Raw genomic sequence first — 18243 nt, forward strand, 5'->3', positions numbered from 1 at the left:
AATGGACCTGTCATTACGTAAACTCGCCCTCGCCGCCAGCGTCGTGCTGTTCGCCGGCCAAGCTTTCGCCGCCGAGCCCAAGCGCCCGGAATGCATCGCCCCGGCCTCCCCCGGCGGCGGCTTCGACCTGACCTGCAAGCTGGCGCAAAGCGCCCTGGTCAACGAGAAAGTCCTGAGCAAGCCGATGCGCGTGACCTACATGCCCGGCGGCGTCGGTGCCGTGGCCTACAACGCCGTGGTCGCCCAGCGCCCGGCCGACGGCGGCACCCTGGTGGCCTGGTCCAGCGGCTCACTGCTGAACCTGGCCCAGGGCAAGTTCGGCCGCTTCGATGAAAGCGCCGTGCGCTGGCTGGCCGCGGTCGGTACCAGCTATGGCGCCATCGCGGTGAAAAGCGACTCGCCGTACAAGACCCTCGATGACCTGGTCAAGGCCCTCAAGGCCGACCCGAGCAAAGTGGTGATCGGCTCCGGCGGCACCGTCGGCAGCCAGGACTGGATGCAGACCGCGCTGATCGCCAAGGCCGCCGGGATCAATCCGCGCGACCTGCGCTATGTGGCCCTCGAAGGCGGCGGCGAAATCGTCACCGCGCTGATAGGCGGGCATATCCAGGTCGGCAGCACCGACATCTCCGACTCCATGCCACATATCCAGAGCGGTGACATGCGCCTGCTCGCGGTGTTCGCCGAGAAGCGCCTGGACGAGCCGGAAATGAAGGACATCCCCACCGCTCGCGAGCAAGGCTACGACATTGTCTGGCCGGTCGTACGCGGTTTCTACCTCGGTCCAAAGGTCAGCGACGAAGACTACGCCTGGTGGAAAAACGCCTTCGACAAGCTCCTGGCTTCCGAAGAGTTCGCCAAGCTGCGCGACCAACGCGAGCTGTTCCCCTTCGCCATGACCGGCCCGGAGCTGGACACCTACGTGAAGAAGCAGGTCGCCGACTACAAAGTGCTGGCCAAGGAATTCGGCCTGATCCAGTGATCGCCCCCGTCTAGTGGTCGGTTCCCGCAAGGTGGGGACCGACCCAGGAGTTCACCATGCTCGTTCAACGACTCTTCGCCTCGGTGCTGCTGCTGGCCTGCGCCGGCCTGGCACTGATGGCCTGGCCCTACCAGGCCGCGTTTTCCTATGAACCGGTGGGCCCGCGTGCCTATCCGTTGCTGATGCTCGGCCTGATGGGCCTGGGCCTGCTGTACCTGATCTTTCGCCCCACGCCTATCGTCCACAGCGACGAAGAACCACCGCTGGACCGCGCCACCCTGAACAAGATCGCTCTCTGCATCGGCTTGCTGCTGATCTTCGCCGGAACCTTCGAACCATTGGGTTTCATCCTGTCCAGCATCCTGATCGGCGTGCCCATGGCGCGCCTGTACGGCGGGCGCTGGCTGCCCAGCGTGGTGATCATCAGCCTGATGAGCATCGGCCTGTACGTGCTGTTCGACCGTCTGATGGACGTGCCCCTGCCCCTGGGCCTGCTCGACATCCTGGAGAATTGATATGGATACCCTCAGCTACCTGGGCCAGGGCTTCGGCGTCGCCCTGACCCCCTACAACCTGATCACCGCCCTCAGCGGCACCCTGATCGGCACCATCGTCGGCCTGCTGCCGGGCCTCGGTCCGATCAACGGCGTGGCCCTGCTGATCCCCATCGCCTTCGCCCTCGGCCTGCCACCGGAATCGGCGCTGATCCTGCTGGCGGCGGTCTACCTGGGTTGCGAGTACGGCGGGCGCATCAGCTCGATCCTGCTCAATATCCCCGGTGAAGCCTCCACCGTGATGACCACCCTCGACGGCTACCCGATGGCCCGCCAGGGCCTGGCCGGTGTCGCCCTGTCGCTGTCGGCCTGGAGCTCGTTCATCGGCGCCTTTATCGCCACCTGCGGCATGGTGCTGTTCGCCCCGCTGCTGGCGAAATGGGCGATTGCCTTCGGTCCGGCGGAATACTTCGTGCTCATGGTCTTCGCCATTGTCTGCCTGGGCGGCATGGCCGGCGACCGCCCACTGAAGACTTTTATCGCAGCGCTGATCGGCCTGTTCCTGTCGAGCATCGGCATCGACGCCAACAGCGGCGTCTATCGCTTCACCGGTGACAACGTGCACCTGGCCGACGGCATCCAGTTCGTCGTGCTGGTGCTGGGCCTGTTCTCCATCAGCGAAATCCTCCTGTTGCTGGAGAAGACCCATCGCGGCCAGGAAGCGGTGAAAGCCACCGGGCGGATGATGTTCAACTTCAAGGAAGCCGCGTCGGTGTTCGTGGTGAACCTGCGTTGCGGCGTGCTCGGCTTTATCATGGGCGTGCTGCCGGGTGCCGGCGCGACACTCGCCAGCGCCGTGGCCTATATGACCGAGAAGAAAATCGCCGGTGCCAGCGGCACTTTCGGCCAGGGCGACAAGCGTGGCCTGGCCGCTCCGGAAACCGCTATCGGCGGCGCGGCCTGCGGTGCCCTGGTGCCGATGCTGACCCTCGGCGTGCCTGGCTCGGGTACCACGGCGGTGATGATCGGCGCCCTGTCGCTGTACAACATCACCCCCGGCCCGCTGTTGTTCCAACAGCAACCGGATATCGTCTGGGGCCTGATCGCCTCGCTGTTCATCGCCAACATCATGCTGGTGATCCTCAATATCCCGATGATCCGCATCTTCACCCGCATCCTCGCCGTGCCGAACTGGGCGCTGGTGCCGGTGATCGCCATCATCACCGCGATCGGTGTGTACGCGGTGCACGCCACCACCTTCGATCTGTTCCTGATGATCGGTATCGGCATCTTCGGCTACATCCTGCGCAAGCTGGATTTCCCGCTGTCGCCGATCCTGCTCGGTTTTATCCTCGGTGGCCTGATGGAATCGAACCTGCGCCGGGCGCTGTCGATCTCCAACGGCGCGCTGGAGATCCTCTGGTCAAGCCCGATCACCGCGAGCGTCTGGGGCCTGACCATCGTCATGTTGCTGATGCCGCTGCTGCGCATCTGGCGCAAGCGTGCCGCCCAGCGTCGTGCCCTGGCCAATGCGTGAGAAAAGCTTCAGGGACTGGTGGGGCACACCCCTGGTCGGCCTGGTCGGCGGTTACCTCGCCAGCCAGGTCGGCTGGCCGCTGCCGTGGATGGTCGGCTCGTTGCTGGCGATCATCCTGGTGCGCTGCCTGACTTCCTGGCAACTGGCGGAAATCCCCGGCGGGCGCAAGACCGGCCAGTGGGTGGTCGGCATCGGCATCGGCCTGCACTTCACCCCGGTGGTGATGGAGCAGGTCCTGGCGCATTTCGGCCTGATCTTTTTCGGCGCGCTGGTCACCAGCCTCTCCAGCGTGCTCGGTGTCTGGTTGCTGCGGCGTACCGGCGAGGACCGGCCCACGGCGTTCTTCTCCAGCATGCCGGGCGGCTCCGGCGAAATGGTCAACCTCGGCGCGCGCAACGGCGCGGTGCTCAGCCGGGTCGCGGCGGGGCAGAGCCTGCGGGTACTGGTGGTGGTGCTGTGTGTACCGGCCGCCTTCAAATACCTGCTCGGCGATGGCGTGCCGCTGGGCGGTGCGAGTGTCGTCGACTGGCGCTGGCTGGCCCTGCTGTTCCCCCTGGGCGCCCTGCTCGCCTGGCTCTGGCAGCGCTTGCGCCAGCCCAATCCGTGGCTGTTCGGGCCGTTGCTGGTGAGTGCGACGGTAAGCATCGCCTGGGACCTGCATATCGGCCTGCCCAACGGCGGCAGCCAGATCGGCCAGTGGCTGATCGGCAGCGGCCTGGGTTGTCATTTCAATCGTGAGTTCTTCCGTCGCGCGCCCTCGTTCATGGGCCGCACGCTGATCGGCACGGCTCTGACCATGCTGATCGCCAGCCTCGCGGCGTGGGCCCTGAGTGCGCTGACCCACCTCGACCTGCGCTCCCTGACCCTGGGCATGATGCCCGGCGGTATCGCGGAAATGAGCCTGACCGCCGAGACTCTGCAACTGTCGGTCCCCCTGGTGACGGCGATGCAGGTGATGCGGCTGTTGTTCGTGCTGTTTCTGGCCGAACCGTTGTTTCGCTGGTGGAACCGACAGGCGTGAGAAACAGCACTGTACCGATCGTTCCCACGCTCCGCGTGGGAATGCAGCCCGTGACGCTGTGGGAGCGGGCTTGCCCGCGAAGCTTTTGAAGCGGACGCGGAGCGTCCAGAGAGACATTCCTTTGCTGAGCGTGGGAACGATCATCAATGACAGTTCTGTCCTGGAAAAGCTGGAAAATCGACCGGCGGTTTCTCGCCGCCCTGCCCATGCACCGCTCGTCGCCACTGTCATTTCTGACAGCTAGTCAGCCCTCCTCTCCGGGCGTTGAATGGTCTTTACGACTCGCCATCCGGGCTTTCGGGTCGCCTTTTTCCGTTACTTGTCAGGATCCCGACCATGAACGACTACGTTGATCCCCTGCTCCCCAGCCACGATCCATCGCAAGACGACGCTCCATCGCAAGCACGCACCTTCGACCTGAGCCGGCCCGAACCCATCACCCCCGTGCCCTTCAACGAGCTCGATCTCTACATTCCCAATATGACCGCGCCCGTGGTCGGCTTCGACGGCGGCATCAACCGGGCGGCCCTCGATGCCCACCGCGACAAGGGCTTGCAATGCATCCTGCTGCCCTATCGTGGCATAGCCGAAAACGACTTTATCGAACTGTTCTGCCGCGACACCGTCACACCGGTTGCCTTTCATACCGTCAGCGATATCGAAGCCGCCAACAACGCGCAAATCTCGCTTTTCATTCCTCGCGCACGCTTGCCGGACGGGCCCGCCGATCCGGTGTTTTTCCATCTCACCCGCGTAAGCGGCAACGACGATGAAACCGATTCTTTCCGCCTCAAGGTCGATACCGTCGCCCCCGGCGGTCGCAACCCCGTTGCCAGCACCTACTACAACGAAAACCTGGCCATGCCGGGCTTTCCCCAGGACCTGATCGATTTTGGCGTCGGCGAGGGCGATATCGGCACACCGGTTCCCGTCCGTATCGACTTCTACCCGGCGGTCAGCAACCCGGCAACGGACATCAATCGCTCCGTGCGTGATCGCATCCGCCTGAGCATCGGTGGTTATATCGTCGAGCACAAGGTCACCGAGGGTGAAGCCGAAACCCAGGAGCCGATCACCCTCCAGATCAATACCGGTGACTGGGCAAAAATCGGCAGCGGCGAGCACGTTTGCGAGTACGAGGTGGTCGATGAGGTCGGCAACTATTCCGATGGCTGGTCGCCAGCGCAACTGCTGGAGGTACGCCTCGATGATCAGGCCGAGCCCCTGCTCTACGAACCTTATGTGGAAGAGTCCGACGAGCACAATGAGCTCGATGCCGATGCCCTCGATGGGGCTGACGCTACCGTGGTCGTGGCGGTTCATCGGGCGGATTTTGCTGTCGGCGATACTATCCGCCTGAGACTCAACGGCAGGACTTCGACGGGCTTGCCCGTGGTCCGCCACATCGATCATCCCGTCGCGGCCAATGAACTGGGGCGTACTGCGCGAATCCCCTGGGACAACGCCGATATCCGCTCCCTGATCAAGGGTCGGGTACAGATTTCCTATATACGGATTCGCCCGTCTGCCCCAGACCGCAATTCCCGCAGCGTGATCGTCTATGTCACCGGGACCCAGGCCGGCACCGGTCTGCCGCCGCCCACGGTCGAAGGAGCACCCGGCGATGTACTGCCGCCGGATATCGCTTTCCTGATCGTCAATATCAAGGAGTATCTGGGCCAGGATCCGTTCGACCGGATCACCCTGGTACTCGACGGCACCTTCGCCAATGGCCAGTCCTACTACGATGAGCTCTACGATATCGCCGGTGAGGGCGACATCGTCTTCCGTTTGCAGAATGGCCCCAATGGCGATATCGCCAGGCTCGAAGGCGGAACCTTGCGGCTGTACTACTGGGTGGAAAACGCGATGGGTAAAATCCCGTCCGAGGATCTGCTGCTCGATGTGGGCGAACCGCAGGCTTCGCTGCCACCGGTGGAGGTGAACGAAGCCCCGCCACCCGATCAGGTCTTCGACCCCGAGGTATCGCTCTTCGATGCCAGGGTGCTGGTCAAGGCGAACGTGGACATCATCGAAAATGACATCATCAACCTCCACGCCGAGGGCAGTGCACCCGGCGGCAGCGCACCGCCCTTCAGCTTTCCCGTGACGGCACCCTGGGTCGGCCGGGACCTGCCCTTCACCCTCAAACGCCAGTACATCCTGCCCAATCTGGATCGTTCGATGCGCTTGTACTACACCCTGGCCCGGGCCGGTGAACGGATTCGTTTTTCCCATCCCTTTATCATGAAGGTCGGCAGTGCATTGGACCTGCCCGTGCCTCATATCCTGGAAAGCACGATAACCGGGCCAGATAGCGCAACCATCAATCCGCTGCATGTCGATTCACCGCCGGTGGTCACGATTCGCGTTCAATACAGCCCGATGTATGCCAGCGACAACATCACCGTGCATTGGATCGGCAAGCCCGGTATCGGTACACCCGATATCGAACCCAAGCCTGGTCTTACCACGGGCCAGGTTGATTTCACGGCGCACAGCAGTGCGGTCGCGGCGGCCATTGGCGCAGGTTGCGAAGTGAGCTACAGCGTGGAGCGCGGCGGGGCCACTACGCCCTCAAGAACGCTTCATGTCAGTGTGGACTCGTTCAGTGACGGCGACCTGCCAAGACCCGAATTCTACGCGGACAATGTCCTGGTGACCGGCGCTACGCTTGATGTCACCAAGGCTATAAAAGTGCGCGTGCCCTCGTGGCCGTTGATCGCTGCCGGGCAGAAAGTCTGGTTGAGGCTGACGGGCGTTGCGCACAGTCATACCCTGTGGGAAGCGGTAACGGTTTCACCGGAGTGGGTCAGAACCGGTTATGGGGAAATACCGGTACCTGCCAGTTTCCTGAATGGGTTGGATCATGCCAGTTCACTATCGACGTCATTCAAGGTGACGTTTGACCACAGCAGCGTAGAGGCCAACGCCACGACTTTTCCGTATCGTCTAGTGACTGTGCAAAACCTGCCTTCCGTGATAATCATTCCGCAAATCACCTCAATCAAGGATGCCAGCGGCAACGACATCGCCAACGGTACCAACGTGATAACGACGACCGTGACGCTCACGGGTAGAGCCAACGATGGGGGGCTGGTTGAGATTCGCGACGGCAACAACGTCATGCGTACGGTCACCGCTAACGCCAGCGGCGTCTGGACCACAACACCCGCACTGACGGTGACAACCAAGGACTACAGCATCACCGCGCGTGGCCTCTATGGCAACAATCCTGAGTCAGCCCCGCCGCGTACCTTCAAGGTTATCAAAGTTTACTATGAAACATTCGAAACAGTGCCCGTGCAGAAAATCGCGGCAGGGCAAAGCATCGATACCTCATTGATGGTGATTCTCTTGCGGCCTGGATCAACAGGGGAGTCCGAGATAGTTGATTACAGGGGCAACCAGGTTCCGGATATGCAGTCTGGACATTCGATCGCCTTGAGCCGAGGAAACTCAGGAGTACAACGCTTGCGTCTGACGTTCAAGCGGGGATATGTGAGAGTCAGATTTGCCTTTACGTATCTCAATCTTCCTGCGAAGGTTTTTTTCTATAATTCAATTGGGGCTCTATTGGCAGAGCGTGACTTCGCAGGAGGTGACGGGGGAACTCAAGTTCGCCACCACTGGGTTGACTACTCTGCGCCTTCGATTAATGGACCCATTGCCTACATCGAAGTGACCAGCAACAATGATTATACCCTCCTGGACTTCTTTACCTTGTGGGGCTAATTGCACCGAAACCTACCTGAAAACCACACCAACAAAAAGAGGAAGCCAAGGCTTCCTCTTTTTGTTTACACGGAGCGCTTACCAGCTATAGCGAATCCCGACATTGGCGCCCCAGGGCTGGTCGATTTTCTCGCCTTTACTGAAGTCCAGGTCGGCATGTACTTGCCACTTCTCGTTCAACGACACCGCGACACCGGTACCCAGTTCCACCCGCGAACCCGACAGGTCGTTGTGGAAGCTGTTGTCGTTGACCTGCACCTTGTTGTTCTTGGCGAACTCCTGCACGAACGCGGTGCGCAGGTAAGGCTGGGCCACACGACCGTCGCCGATGTCGAAGTTGCGGCCGCCGGTCACGCCGACCTTGCCGAGCAACGACAGGGTGCGACCGGTTTCCGCCTTCAGGCCGTTGTCCAGCTTGTAGTCCTTGGCCCCCACGGCCATGGCCGAGAGCTGTACCGCCGGCTCGACAAAGTAGTCGTTGTCCAGCTTGATGTGACGACCGAACTCACCGGAAACACCCACACCCATGTTCTTGTGGTTGCCCTTGGCCGTCTTGCCGTCGCTGAGCGCCACCGAAGACTTGTTGTGGAAGCTGTTGAGCTTGGCCACGCCGTCGAAGTAGTAACCGCTCTGCTCATCCAGCCAGGTGGCATAACCACCGATATAGGTGCTGTGCACGGTGCCGTTGGTACCACGCCCCAGGTTCAGGTCGGACTTGCTGTAGCCAGCCATCACACCGGCCAGCCATTGCCCGTCACCGACCGGCAGGCGCCCGTCGGCACCGAGGGCCAGGCCCTGCTGGTTCTGGTCGTAGGCGACACCCTTGCCGGCATCGACCTTGTGCTTATTACCGTAGGTGCGCATCCAGCCGCCGCTCTGGCCGCCGTTGAAGCGCAGTTCACCCATGCGCGAACGCAGGGAAGTCAGTTCGCCGTACATCACGGTCGGCGCGACGTTGGCCAGGGCCAGTACCGAACGGGTGCCCGGACTGATGACCTTGGTGGACGGATCCAGGTGCCAGTCCTTGCCATCGTCATCGGCGATCAGGCTGTAGGAGTAGGTCCCGACGTCCACACGGTCGCCCAGCAGGCTGAAGGTCGCGCCACCATCGGCGGTGCGCACTACGTGCAAGCGGTCCTCGGACAGCGGGTCGGCACCGCTGCTGCTGATCAACAGTTTGTGCTCGCCCTCGGAAGCACCGGTGACGTTGAGGAAATCCCCCTGCAGATGGGCGAAGTCGGCGGTCATGATAAAGGTGCCGTTGCCCGCGAGGTTTTCCACGTCCAGCTGGTAGAACGCACCCGGGTCGCCGAACTTGACGTTACCACCGGCCATGTTCAGGTCACCGATGCTCTGGTGGTCGGTCATCACCCAGGTGGCGTCGCTGTTGAGCGCCAGGCTGTCGACGTTGTCCAGGCGGCCGGTGAGGATCGAACCGTTGTTCAGGGCCACGTGGGCGACACCGCCAGCGTCCTTGACCACATCGCCGGTCATGGCAGCGCCGTCCAGGCTCAGGTCCAGGGTGCTGGCGTTGCCGACCTGGATATTGCCGGTCAGGGCGCTGTTGCTGACGCGCATGTTGGCCGAACCGCCACCGACCAGTTCCAGCATGTTGCCGTTGCCGCCGGTCAGGGTGGAACCATTGTTGACATCGATCTCGGCGACCGCATTACGATCGACCAGCAGGGCTGCGCCACTCAAACCCACGACATGGGTGTTATCCAGTGACAGGTGAGGCTCCTGATCGGCGGCCGTCCCCTCGCGAAGCAGACGAACACCGTTGGCACCTCCGGTGATAGTGCTACCGCTGGCATTGACGTGCCCACCCAGCAGATTGATACCCTGGCCGGTCGCACTGGTAGCGGTGACGGTCGAGCCGATCAGGTCCAGTACGCTGAAGGCGGTGATATGCACGCCGCTATTGAGGCCGCTGATACGGCTGTTGCTCACTGTCGCCGTCGAGCCCGTGGTCGTGGCCGGAGCGCGCACCAACTGCAACCCATCGTTCTGGGCGCTGGTGATATTGGCCCCGGAAATAGTTCCCTGACTGTTGCTAAGGCGCACGGCAACAGTGTTGCCCAATGCTGTTGCATTGGCATTGGTCAGGTTGACGGTGGAGCCGGTGGCGTCGATATCACGGACAGTGGCACCGTCGACGTTCAGCGTACCGCCATTGACCACCCGGTATTGATTCGAATTCGACGTCGTGACGTTTTGCGTCCGGTTATCCACTGTGACCACAGCCGCCAGCGCCTGCTCGCTCAACAGCCACAGGGGAGCCAAGGCCGCCACTTTCACGGCCGCCGATAACTTCGAATATTGAACACTCAGTACTTTGCTATTAAACATCTGCATCACTCTCTGAAGGAATACCTGTTCGAACCCGGAAATGCGTATCGAACAGCACGCCTTCCGTTTTCTCAGGACGCAGAGACTACGGACGCAACTCCTTTTGATATGTAGGATTTTTCCTTCATAAGGGGAATATTATTCCCATAAAAAAGAAGTGCTTGTTTCAGATATTCGGTAAGAAAAAATCTGAGATATACGAACGAGATTGGATTACTTCATGAAAGACCGGAGAGCAAAGCTCCCCGATCTTTCTTCACGGTTAATAGAAAAATTCAGGGTTGAGTCGGATCACAAGTCGCACCCGCCTGGTTGACCGTCACCTGAACACGGGTGGTTGGAGAAGACCCACCGCCGCCACCGATTGCTTTCTTGATTGTCCAGAAAATCTCGATACCGCAACGATAGTCACTCAGGACGAAGTATCTCCAGTCCAGCGTCAGCGAGATTCCTTGGGTGACATCATTCTGAATAACCTTGTGCGGGATAATCTGCGGTGGAGGCCCCGACAGTTCCGTATTGAAGGCAAAGTCGAAACCTGATGCATGCAGTTCGATTTCGTCGTCTGGTGCCAGGCTTGTAGGTGCAAAGATTCTGACCGGAATCCCCAACCACGGACTTTGTGCGCACCTGATACGACCATCTGCCGGATCGACACGGGTGAATGTAGCGGGATCAGTAATGGTGAAGTTGTTCACCGATACATCTACCGTCTGTTTTTTCGAAACTTTATAATTGTTCGCATCGGTGATTCTGTACCAGAGTGGAATCTTGCCATTACCTACATCACGGATGATCGGATTCCATGGCAACGTACGCACAATAATGAAACCGGGGCCTTCAAGGCCTGTCACCGGGTAATCGGCAACAAACTCACCGTTGCCTGGGCCATAGAATATTTCGATCAGGTCACCTTGCACCAGATTATTGGGTAGCTCGATTCTTATCGTGGCATTTTCGCCACTGTCTATTGGCACTATCTTGTTTATTTCTTGCGTAAAACTCTCGAGCTCCGGCAGCGGCAGCAAGGGATCTTCAGGACCAGGGTTGTCAGGGTCCAGAGGGTCGCCCGGTACCACCAGATTGACAGTGACAGGGTTGACAGGGGATCCGATGTCCGAACCGCGACGAACAAAATATTCAACATTCGCGACGTAAGGCAACAAGGTGCCGTGAGACGCAATCACGTCGTAATCCACGGTAAAAGCAATGGGGAATGCTGGAATGGCGGGCACGCGCCTGGTGTCCACATAGGTCCCGTGCCAATACAGGAGAATTTCATCTCCACCTTGTGGATTGTCATAAGCCAACACATTGACCAATACCCCCATGCGTGCTTCCTCCCGGTCAATAGGTGCCGCCGGCACCTCGGGGGCGAGCAGACCGCCAGGTGGGTCACTGAGCAACACATAGACGGTTTCGGGGGTAGAGTACGGGCTTCGATTGCCAGCCCGATCGGTGAACGTGTACTGGAGTATTTTAGGCCCCTGCCCCATGGGACCGATCAGGCTTGCAGGCATGCGGAACTGGATAGGGCCAGCGGGTAGCGTTCCCTGAAGGGTGGGCGTACTCAGCCCCGAGCCCCAGTAAAAGGCATAGGTATCACCTGGTCGCCGATCAACGGGATCGTCGACTTCCATCACTACTTCGTCGTTATGGCTGCTCAGGTAGTCGGGGGTCACCTGTTTGTTGTTGGCAATCAGGTCGGCATCGAGTCTGACGGCTTCGGGCTGGTTACCCAGGTTCGGGTCGCGGGTATCGTAAAAGAACGTCAACGTCGCCGAGTCCCTTGGGTTCCGATCCCAATCGGTCGAGACTTCATAACGCACCTCTTTCAACCCGTGCGCACCAAGGTACAGGACAGGGACAGCCAGTTCTACAGGGCTGGGGACGCCTCCCTGGGGGTAGTGCACTTCCAGGTCCCTGATTTCATTGTTATCGACAAAAATCTTCAGGATATTAAAATCCGTGGGATCGGCGGTTTCGTCAGGCCATTGTTCAATCTCAAGTTCAAGTCCCGTCGCCGCCGCGTTACGCCCCAGGATCTTGCCTTGGTCGTCGCCAGCGACCTCAGGCAGAAGGTTCGCACCGACCGGTTCGGCTAACAAGGTGCGGGGCTGCTGTGCAGCGGTGCGGTCTGACTTTTGGCGCAGTTCGCGCAGCTCTTTTCTCTCCAGATACTTGCAAGTTGACATGTCCGCATACTCCATAGCGCCAACGGTGTTGGCACTAGCTTGAGGAGCGTTCGAAACTGCCTTGGGGTTGTCTTCGATGGCCGCTGGACATTCGAACACTCACGCCATTCAGCGACGGCGCCTTCGAGTAGGGAGAATTAAACCGGCTTTTTCACCCTCGCACACCTGTCAGAACTGACAGGTGTGCGAGGGTGAAAAATGTGCATCTGCGCTCGCCGTTGAATACGCGAGATGAAAAGGCTCTGGAACGCCCTCATTCAGCCCATTTACTACTTAAATAAACGACTGAAATTTCGAAAAAGACTAAGAGAAAATTGCCTCTTCATCTTTTCAGACCGGCAGGATTGAAACGTCCATCCAGGATGGAAACTTTTAATAGACGGCTCAAAACCTATCACTTGCCTCCCGGGCAAATCGTTCGAGACTGATTGCGCTGTCGCGAACAATTTGCCCAGGTCTTTTTGATCAATCGTCCCCAAGGCAAGGCGGACTATTCGGCCTGAGCACGCTCACATAGACCCGTTTTTCCGCCGAACGGCCCTCACCGCCGGTGGCCTTGTGCACGGTATAGAACGCCATGGCGGAACCGTTGTTTGGCTTGATCAAACCTGGCTCCTTGACATAAGGATCGAACACCACCGTAAACCTGTAGCCGTTGATCGCCTCCTCCGCAGTGAGCCGATGGGGAAAGACATCACCGGCCTCCGGCATCTCGGTACCCGCTTGCCAGTTGGGGCTCGCATAGGCCGTCCAATGCAGAAGGACTTCGTCGTTTTCATCCAGTTTCTGCGAGTCACCGGGGATATCCACACTCACTCCCAACCAAGGCTTGAGGTTACAGTTGATAAAGTTCGCACCGGGTCCTGGGCCAGAGGTTACGTCTGGAAAGACAGGCGCTTTCAATCCCGCTATCGGCGCAAGTTCGACACGGACCGAGGTAGCCTCTGCCCGCTGGCGATTAACGCCATTGAAAGTCCAGTAATAGATCGGCACCTGGCGATCCCCCACGGGCGAGATGAACGACCAGGGCACGAACATTTCGATCTCGTCGCCTTCGCTCTCGCCGGAAAGGACCGTATGTATATCCACGGGTGTCGGGAGATTGTCCCAGATCAGTTCCAGCACCTCTCCCGGTTCAGGGTCGGCATACAGCGGCACTACCACTCGGGCGTCCTGGTCTCGGTCGGCGACAGTCAATACGTTGTCTCCCGTCACCCCCTTGACCGTGACCTGGGGCAGAGATCGATTGATCGGATCGGGATCCGTGGGCTTGACCGGTCCGGCGACGGTAAGGTCGACAGATACGAACTTGGGGATAGATGGCCTGGGCCCGATGTTCCCCCGTCCCCAGGTGTAGTGGACCCGAACCGTCTGGCGTGCCTGTTGGGTACCGCCGGTAATCAGGGCAGCCCAGCTCACGGGAACAGGAATGGGCCAGGATTGGAACTCAACGACCTCGTGCTCGTCCAGGTGCTGGAGATTCCAGTAGAAATTCAGAATATCGCCGGGGGCACTTCCGATGATCTCATCGACCAGCATCAGTACCCCGCCCGGTGCGCGAGCATCCTCAAGATCGACCAGACCATCGTCAGCCTGGGGCACCTTGGGTGGGAGTAGTGTGACAGGAGCCGGAGCGAGGTCGACCACGATGCTGATCCGTCGCGACTTGTCGCCCACATTGCCGACTTTGTCGTTCAGGATGTAGTAGGGGAAGAATTCGCCTTCGCCCTTGTCTCGAATATCATCGCCTGTGAACACCAGTTCTATAGGGTCGGGGTCCTCTTTCAGGTGACGTGGCTCGATGATCACCTCATTCACGGCGTCCGTGTCGGGATCGTTCAAAGCCTCCCAATGACCGCTCGCCACATCCTTGAGTTTGATATCGTCCCAGGGCTCGATCATGGCAATCACCTGATCATTGTTGCCGGGGTCATTCAAGTAAGACTCATCAATGGTGTCCACCGGGAACTGCAACCTGGTCCAGGCGGCGCCCCCGTTGGGAGCCGACGTGTCGATATCGATGACGATCGGTTCCGAGGGGGGAGAAGGGTTACCGTCCAATGTCACGATATAGGAAAGCTCGTGGCGCCCAGGCGACGCGAGATAGCTCTGCGGAATAGAGGCAGAAAGAGGAAAGATCAAGGCAGGATCGAACGGCCACCTCAATGATACCGTTGTCGCTGGTGAGATTCCGGGGATGTAATCGAAGTAGATGTCGACATAGGTCATATCTCCATCTTCACCTCCCTCATAGTTGTCCCAGACCTTCTCGATAACAACTTTCAAGTCTTGTAATTGAGCATCCCGTGGAATCTGATAGCCGTAATCGTCAGCTTCCATGGGTAAGGCATCGGGAACTTGCAAGGCCTCCAGGTTCAAGATGCTCTGTGTGGCAATGCCTGCCGCTGGCGGTAGGGTGGGCTTGGACATGTCCGTGCTCCTTGATGGGTTGATCAACGAAGCGGCCGTTGACCACCGGGTTGGCACATGACCAACCGACAAGGCCGTGGAGAACATTTAATGCGCAAAGGCCCGGGGCGGATACTGTCAGAAATGACAGGTCGCGGGGCCTTACGTCTGAAAAGTGCAGGCACCGGGGGTGGCTGATCGGGGGACTTCCTGGGAGTTTTCTGGAGGCCTCGAGGGCCTCTTCGCTGACAAGCCAGCTCCTACACAAGGGTGGTTGCGGCGGGGCTTACAGCGGCGGCAGGGTCCACTCGATCGGCGCCAGGCCGTTCTGCTCGAGGAACTTGTTGGTCCGGCTGAAATGCCCGCAACCGATAAAGCCGCGATAGGCCGAAAGGGGCGACGGATGCACCGACTTGAGCACCAGGTGCTTGGTGGCGTCGATCAGTTTCTGCTTGCCCTGGGCATGGGCGCCCCACAACAGGAACACCAGTTTGTCCTGGCGCTCGCTGACCACTTCGATGATGCGGTCGGTGAAGAACTGCCAGCCCCGGTTGGCATGGGAAGCGGCATTGCCCCGCTCCACGGTCATGGTGGTGTTGAGCAACAGCACGCCCTGCTCGGCCCAGCTTTGCAGGTAGCCGTGGTTGGGAACGTCGATGTTCAGGTCGCGCTGCAATTCCTTGTAGATATTCACCAGCGACGGCGGCGCCGGCACGCCCGGTTGCACCGAGAAGCACAGGCCGTGGGCCTGGCCCGGGCCGTGGTACGGGTCCTGGCCAAGGATCACCACTTTCACCTGGTCCAGCGGGGTGCTGTTCAATGCATTGAAGATCAGCGGGCCCGGCGGGTAGATCTGCTTGCCGGCGGCATGTTCCTGGCGCAGGAACTCGCGCAACTCGGCCATGTAGGGCTTGTCGAACTCGTCACGCAGGGCGTGTTTCCAGCTCGGTTCGAGTTTGATGCGGTCGTCGTCGGTCATGAGATCCTGTCCTGAATGAGCAATGGGGCGGACACTAGGAAAGCCGACCACGCTTGTCAATTGATCCGACGCATTCCCGGCAGTTTCCCACACAGGGATCATACTGAGCATTCAACCCGCAGTTTGAGGTCGCGATGAATCTGCACTTCGAAGAACTCATCGGCACGGATGGCGCACGAATCGGCGTCGCCAGCCTGGATGCCGAACACACGCTCAACGCCCTTTCGCTGCCGATGATCACGGCCCTTCATGAGCGGCTCGAGGCCTGGGCCAAGGATCCACAGATCGCTTGCGTACTGTTGCGCGGCAACGGGGCCAAGGCCTTTTGCGCCGGCGGCGAGGTGCGTAGCCTGGCCCAGGAATGCCGCGCCCGACCGGGTGAGGTTCCGCCGCTGGCGGCAGCATTTTTCGCCGCGGAATACCGCCTTGATTACCACCTGCACACCTATCCCAAACCGCTGATCTGCTGGGGCCACGGCTATGTGCTGGGCGGTGGCCTGGGCTTGCTGCAGGCCGCCAGCATCCGCATCGTCACGCCCGGCAGCCAGTTGGCGATGCCGGAAATCGGCATCGGCCTGTACCCGGATGTCGGCGGTAGCTGGTTCCTCTCGCGCCTGCCCGGCAAGCTGGGGCTGTTCCTCGGTTTGACCGGCGCGCGGATGAATGCCCGCGATGCGCTTGACCTCGGCCTGGCCGACCGGATGTTGCGCGACGACCAGCAGGACGAATTGATCGATGGCCTGCTGCGGCTCAACTGGCAGGAACAGACGGCGGTGCAACTCAACAGCCTGCTCAAGGCCCTGGAGCACCAGGCACGCGAGCAGCGTCCGCCGGCGCAGTGGCTGCCACGCCGGGAAACCATCGATGCGCTGCTGGACGTCGGTGACGTGGCCTGTGCCTGGCGGATGCTGGCCCAGCGCACCGAGGACCCCGACGACCTCCTGGCCCGGGCGGCGAAGAACCTCAAGGACGGCTGTCCGCTGACGGCTCACCTGGTGTGGGAGCAGATCAGCCGGGCGCGGCACCTGTCGCTGGCCCAAGTGTTCCAGATGGAATATGCCTTGAGCCTGAACTGCTGCCGTCACCCGGAGTTCAGCGAAGGCGTGCGCGCCCGCCTGATCGACAAGGACCAGCAACCGCGCTGGCACTGGCCGGATGTCACGGCGGTGCCGCGGGCGGTGGTCGAGGCGCACTTCCACAAGGCCTGGGAAGGCCGGCACCCGCTGGCGGACCTGTCCAATTACTGAAGTACACGGATCCGGGTCTTCGATGAGCCTTGCCGGCCTCTTCGTGGGCAAGCCCACTCCCGCAGGGTTTGCGTCAGACACAGTGCTGCGCTACGGCACGAACCCTGTGGGAGCTGGCTTGCCAGCGAAGGCGGCTGCAAGGGCGATGCAAGCTTCACGGGCCTCTTCGTGGGCAAGCCCACTCCCACAGAGTTTGCGTCGGACACAGTGCTGCGCTACGGCACGAACCCTGTGGGAGCTGGCTTGCCAGCGAAGGCGGCTGTAAGGACGATGCAAGCTTCACGGGCCTCTTCGTGGGCAAGCCCACTCCCACAGGGTTTGCGTCAGACATAGTGCTGCGCTACGGCACGAACCCTGTGGGAGCTGGCTTGCCAACGAAGCTTCTGGGTGCCCTCTTCAACCCTAGTGCCCACGACCTCCACCGTGCCCGTGGCCACCGTTGTTGCCATGACCACCATTGCCACCATGCTCGCCCCAGCCTTGCCGGTAAGGCTGGCCCCAACCACGGTTCGGGTAGCCGTTCGAATAGCCCCGTGGCGCCGGGGCGTAGTAACGCGGCGCGGCATAGTAGCGGGGCTGTGGCGCGTAGTAGCGCGGTTGCGGTGCGTAGTAGTCTCGACGGTAGTACGAACCGCCGCCGTAATAGACCGGTGCGGGTGCCGTGTAGACCTCGGAACGGTAGTAGTCGGCACCACCGTCGTAGTAAGGCACACATGCAGAAAGCGTCAAAGCCAGGCTTGCCGTGAGAAGAAGTCGAGGGTACATGGCGGCCTCCTGGACCGCGAAGAAGCCACACCAGCGACGCTGGTCGGCATGCGTGGACAAACAGGTCCACGCACACTCTTTAAGACTGTAAAACCCTCATGAAGTGCCATTCGGCAATATTTGGAAACATGCTTTTCTACACCCTTCTGATCGTTCCCACGCTCCAGCGTGGGAATGCCTCACCGGACGCTCCGCGTCCGCTCTGCAGGTGACGCGGAGCGTCAGGGGCTGCATGCCCACGCAGAGCGTGGGAACGATCAAAACCTGCTTTTCCGTACCGCCCCCGATCCACTGTAGGAGCCGGCTTGCTGGCGATAGGGCCTTGAGCACACTGCAAGATGATCGCTCCCACGTTCCAGCGTGGGAAGGCCTCACTGGACGCTCCGCGTCCGCTCTGCAAGTGACGCGGAGCGTCAAGGGCTGCATTCCCACGCAGAGCGTGGGAACGATCAAAACCTGCTTTTCCGCACCGCCCCCGATCCACTGTAGGAGCCGGCTTGCTGGCGATAAGGCCTTGAGCACACTGCAAG

Annotated in this window: 11 protein-coding genes; 6 read left to right on the forward strand and 5 right to left on the reverse strand. The window is 60.4% G+C overall.

Going from position 1 to position 18243, the window contains the following annotated elements; genetic code table 11:
• The first annotated feature begins 1 nt into the window (after window position 1).
• The 5 genes from ACL9RJ_RS08605 (at window position 2) to ACL9RJ_RS08625 (ending at window position 7769) form a co-directional block, all read left to right on the forward strand.
• Window positions 2–982, forward strand: a complete 981-nt coding sequence (locus ACL9RJ_RS08605) for a Bug family tripartite tricarboxylate transporter substrate binding protein (RefSeq protein WP_422765139.1) — start codon at window positions 2–4, stop codon at window positions 980–982.
• A gap of 56 nt (window positions 983–1038) precedes the next feature.
• Window positions 1039–1497 (forward strand): tripartite tricarboxylate transporter TctB family protein, encoded by a 459-nt coding sequence (locus ACL9RJ_RS08610; RefSeq protein WP_017127576.1) that lies wholly within the window; start codon window positions 1039–1041, stop codon window positions 1495–1497.
• Window position 1498: 1 nt separating this feature from the next.
• Window positions 1499–3013: a tripartite tricarboxylate transporter permease gene (locus ACL9RJ_RS08615; RefSeq protein ID WP_017127575.1), complete on the forward strand. Its 1515-nt coding sequence runs from the start codon at window positions 1499–1501 to the stop codon at window positions 3011–3013.
• The gene (locus tag ACL9RJ_RS08620; RefSeq protein WP_017127574.1) at window positions 3006–4034 is read left to right on the forward strand and encodes an AbrB family transcriptional regulator; all 1029 of its coding nucleotides are present in this window, start codon (window positions 3006–3008) and stop codon (window positions 4032–4034) included. The genes ACL9RJ_RS08615 and ACL9RJ_RS08620 overlap by 8 nt, the downstream gene beginning before the upstream one ends.
• Window positions 4035–4370: 336 nt before the next feature.
• Window positions 4371–7769 carry a hypothetical protein gene (locus tag ACL9RJ_RS08625; RefSeq protein ID WP_422765140.1) on the forward strand — a complete coding sequence of 1133 codons (3399 nt, stop codon included), beginning with the start codon at window positions 4371–4373 and terminating at the stop codon, window positions 7767–7769.
• Between the two features lie 78 nt (window positions 7770–7847).
• Here ACL9RJ_RS08625 and ACL9RJ_RS08630 read toward each other — a convergent pair whose 3' ends face one another.
• The 4 genes from ACL9RJ_RS08630 to ung all read right to left on the reverse strand — a co-directional run bounded on the left by ACL9RJ_RS08630 (window position 7848) and on the right by ung (window position 15701).
• Entirely contained in the window at window positions 7848–10118 is a 2271-nt protein-coding gene (locus ACL9RJ_RS08630; RefSeq protein WP_422765141.1) for an autotransporter outer membrane beta-barrel domain-containing protein, read from the reverse strand.
• A 275-nt stretch (window positions 10119–10393) separates the two neighbouring features.
• Window positions 10394–12313: a hypothetical protein gene (locus tag ACL9RJ_RS08635; RefSeq protein ID WP_017125964.1), complete on the reverse strand. Its 1920-nt coding sequence runs from the start codon at window positions 12311–12313 to the stop codon at window positions 10394–10396.
• Between the two features lie 465 nt (window positions 12314–12778).
• A complete protein-coding gene (locus ACL9RJ_RS08640; RefSeq protein WP_017125965.1) occupies window positions 12779–14743 on the reverse strand; it encodes a hypothetical protein in 1965 nt (654 codons plus the stop codon).
• Between the two features lie 265 nt (window positions 14744–15008).
• Window positions 15009–15701: a uracil-DNA glycosylase gene (gene ung / locus ACL9RJ_RS08645; RefSeq protein ID WP_017125966.1), complete on the reverse strand. Its 693-nt coding sequence runs from the start codon at window positions 15699–15701 to the stop codon at window positions 15009–15011.
• Window positions 15702–15835: 134 nt separating this feature from the next.
• On the opposite strand from ung, the gene ACL9RJ_RS08650 reads away from it, so the two are divergent.
• Window positions 15836–16948, forward strand: a complete 1113-nt coding sequence (locus ACL9RJ_RS08650; RefSeq protein ID WP_177066445.1) for an enoyl-CoA hydratase/isomerase family protein — start codon at window positions 15836–15838, stop codon at window positions 16946–16948.
• 402 nt (window positions 16949–17350) lie between these two features.
• Here the strand turns inward: ACL9RJ_RS08650 and ACL9RJ_RS08655 are convergent, their stop codons facing one another.
• Window positions 17351–17713: a hypothetical protein gene (locus ACL9RJ_RS08655; RefSeq protein ID WP_042935273.1), complete on the reverse strand. Its 363-nt coding sequence runs from the start codon at window positions 17711–17713 to the stop codon at window positions 17351–17353.
• Window positions 17714–18243: the final 530 nt, after the last annotated feature.

Source organism: Pseudomonas sp. Mn2068 (assembly GCF_049319725.1).
GTDB classification, from domain to species: Bacteria; Pseudomonadota; Gammaproteobacteria; order Pseudomonadales; family Pseudomonadaceae; genus Aquipseudomonas; species Aquipseudomonas gingeri.

Excerpts from the sequence above, each read along its gene's own strand:
- ACL9RJ_RS08605 (WP_422765139.1), top strand. The coding sequence starts at position 2 with ATGGACCTGTCATTACGTAAACTCGCCCTCGCCGCCAGCGTCGTGCTG.
- ACL9RJ_RS08610 (WP_017127576.1), top strand. The coding sequence starts at position 1,039 with ATGCTCGTTCAACGACTCTTCGCCTCGGTGCTGCTGCTGGCCTGCGCC.
- ACL9RJ_RS08615 (WP_017127575.1), top strand. The coding sequence starts at position 1,499 with ATGGATACCCTCAGCTACCTGGGCCAGGGCTTCGGCGTCGCCCTGACC.
- ACL9RJ_RS08620 (WP_017127574.1), top strand. The coding sequence starts at position 3,006 with ATGCGTGAGAAAAGCTTCAGGGACTGGTGGGGCACACCCCTGGTCGGC.
- ACL9RJ_RS08625 (WP_422765140.1), top strand. The coding sequence starts at position 4,371 with ATGAACGACTACGTTGATCCCCTGCTCCCCAGCCACGATCCATCGCAA.
- ACL9RJ_RS08630 (WP_422765141.1), bottom strand. The coding sequence starts at position 10,118 with ATGTTTAATAGCAAAGTACTGAGTGTTCAATATTCGAAGTTATCGGCG.
- ACL9RJ_RS08635 (WP_017125964.1), bottom strand. The coding sequence starts at position 12,313 with ATGTCAACTTGCAAGTATCTGGAGAGAAAAGAGCTGCGCGAACTGCGC.
- ACL9RJ_RS08640 (WP_017125965.1), bottom strand. The coding sequence starts at position 14,743 with ATGTCCAAGCCCACCCTACCGCCAGCGGCAGGCATTGCCACACAGAGC.
- ung (WP_017125966.1), bottom strand. The coding sequence starts at position 15,701 with ATGACCGACGACGACCGCATCAAACTCGAACCGAGCTGGAAACACGCC.
- ACL9RJ_RS08650 (WP_177066445.1), top strand. The coding sequence starts at position 15,836 with ATGAATCTGCACTTCGAAGAACTCATCGGCACGGATGGCGCACGAATC.
- ACL9RJ_RS08655 (WP_042935273.1), bottom strand. The coding sequence starts at position 17,713 with ATGTACCCTCGACTTCTTCTCACGGCAAGCCTGGCTTTGACGCTTTCT.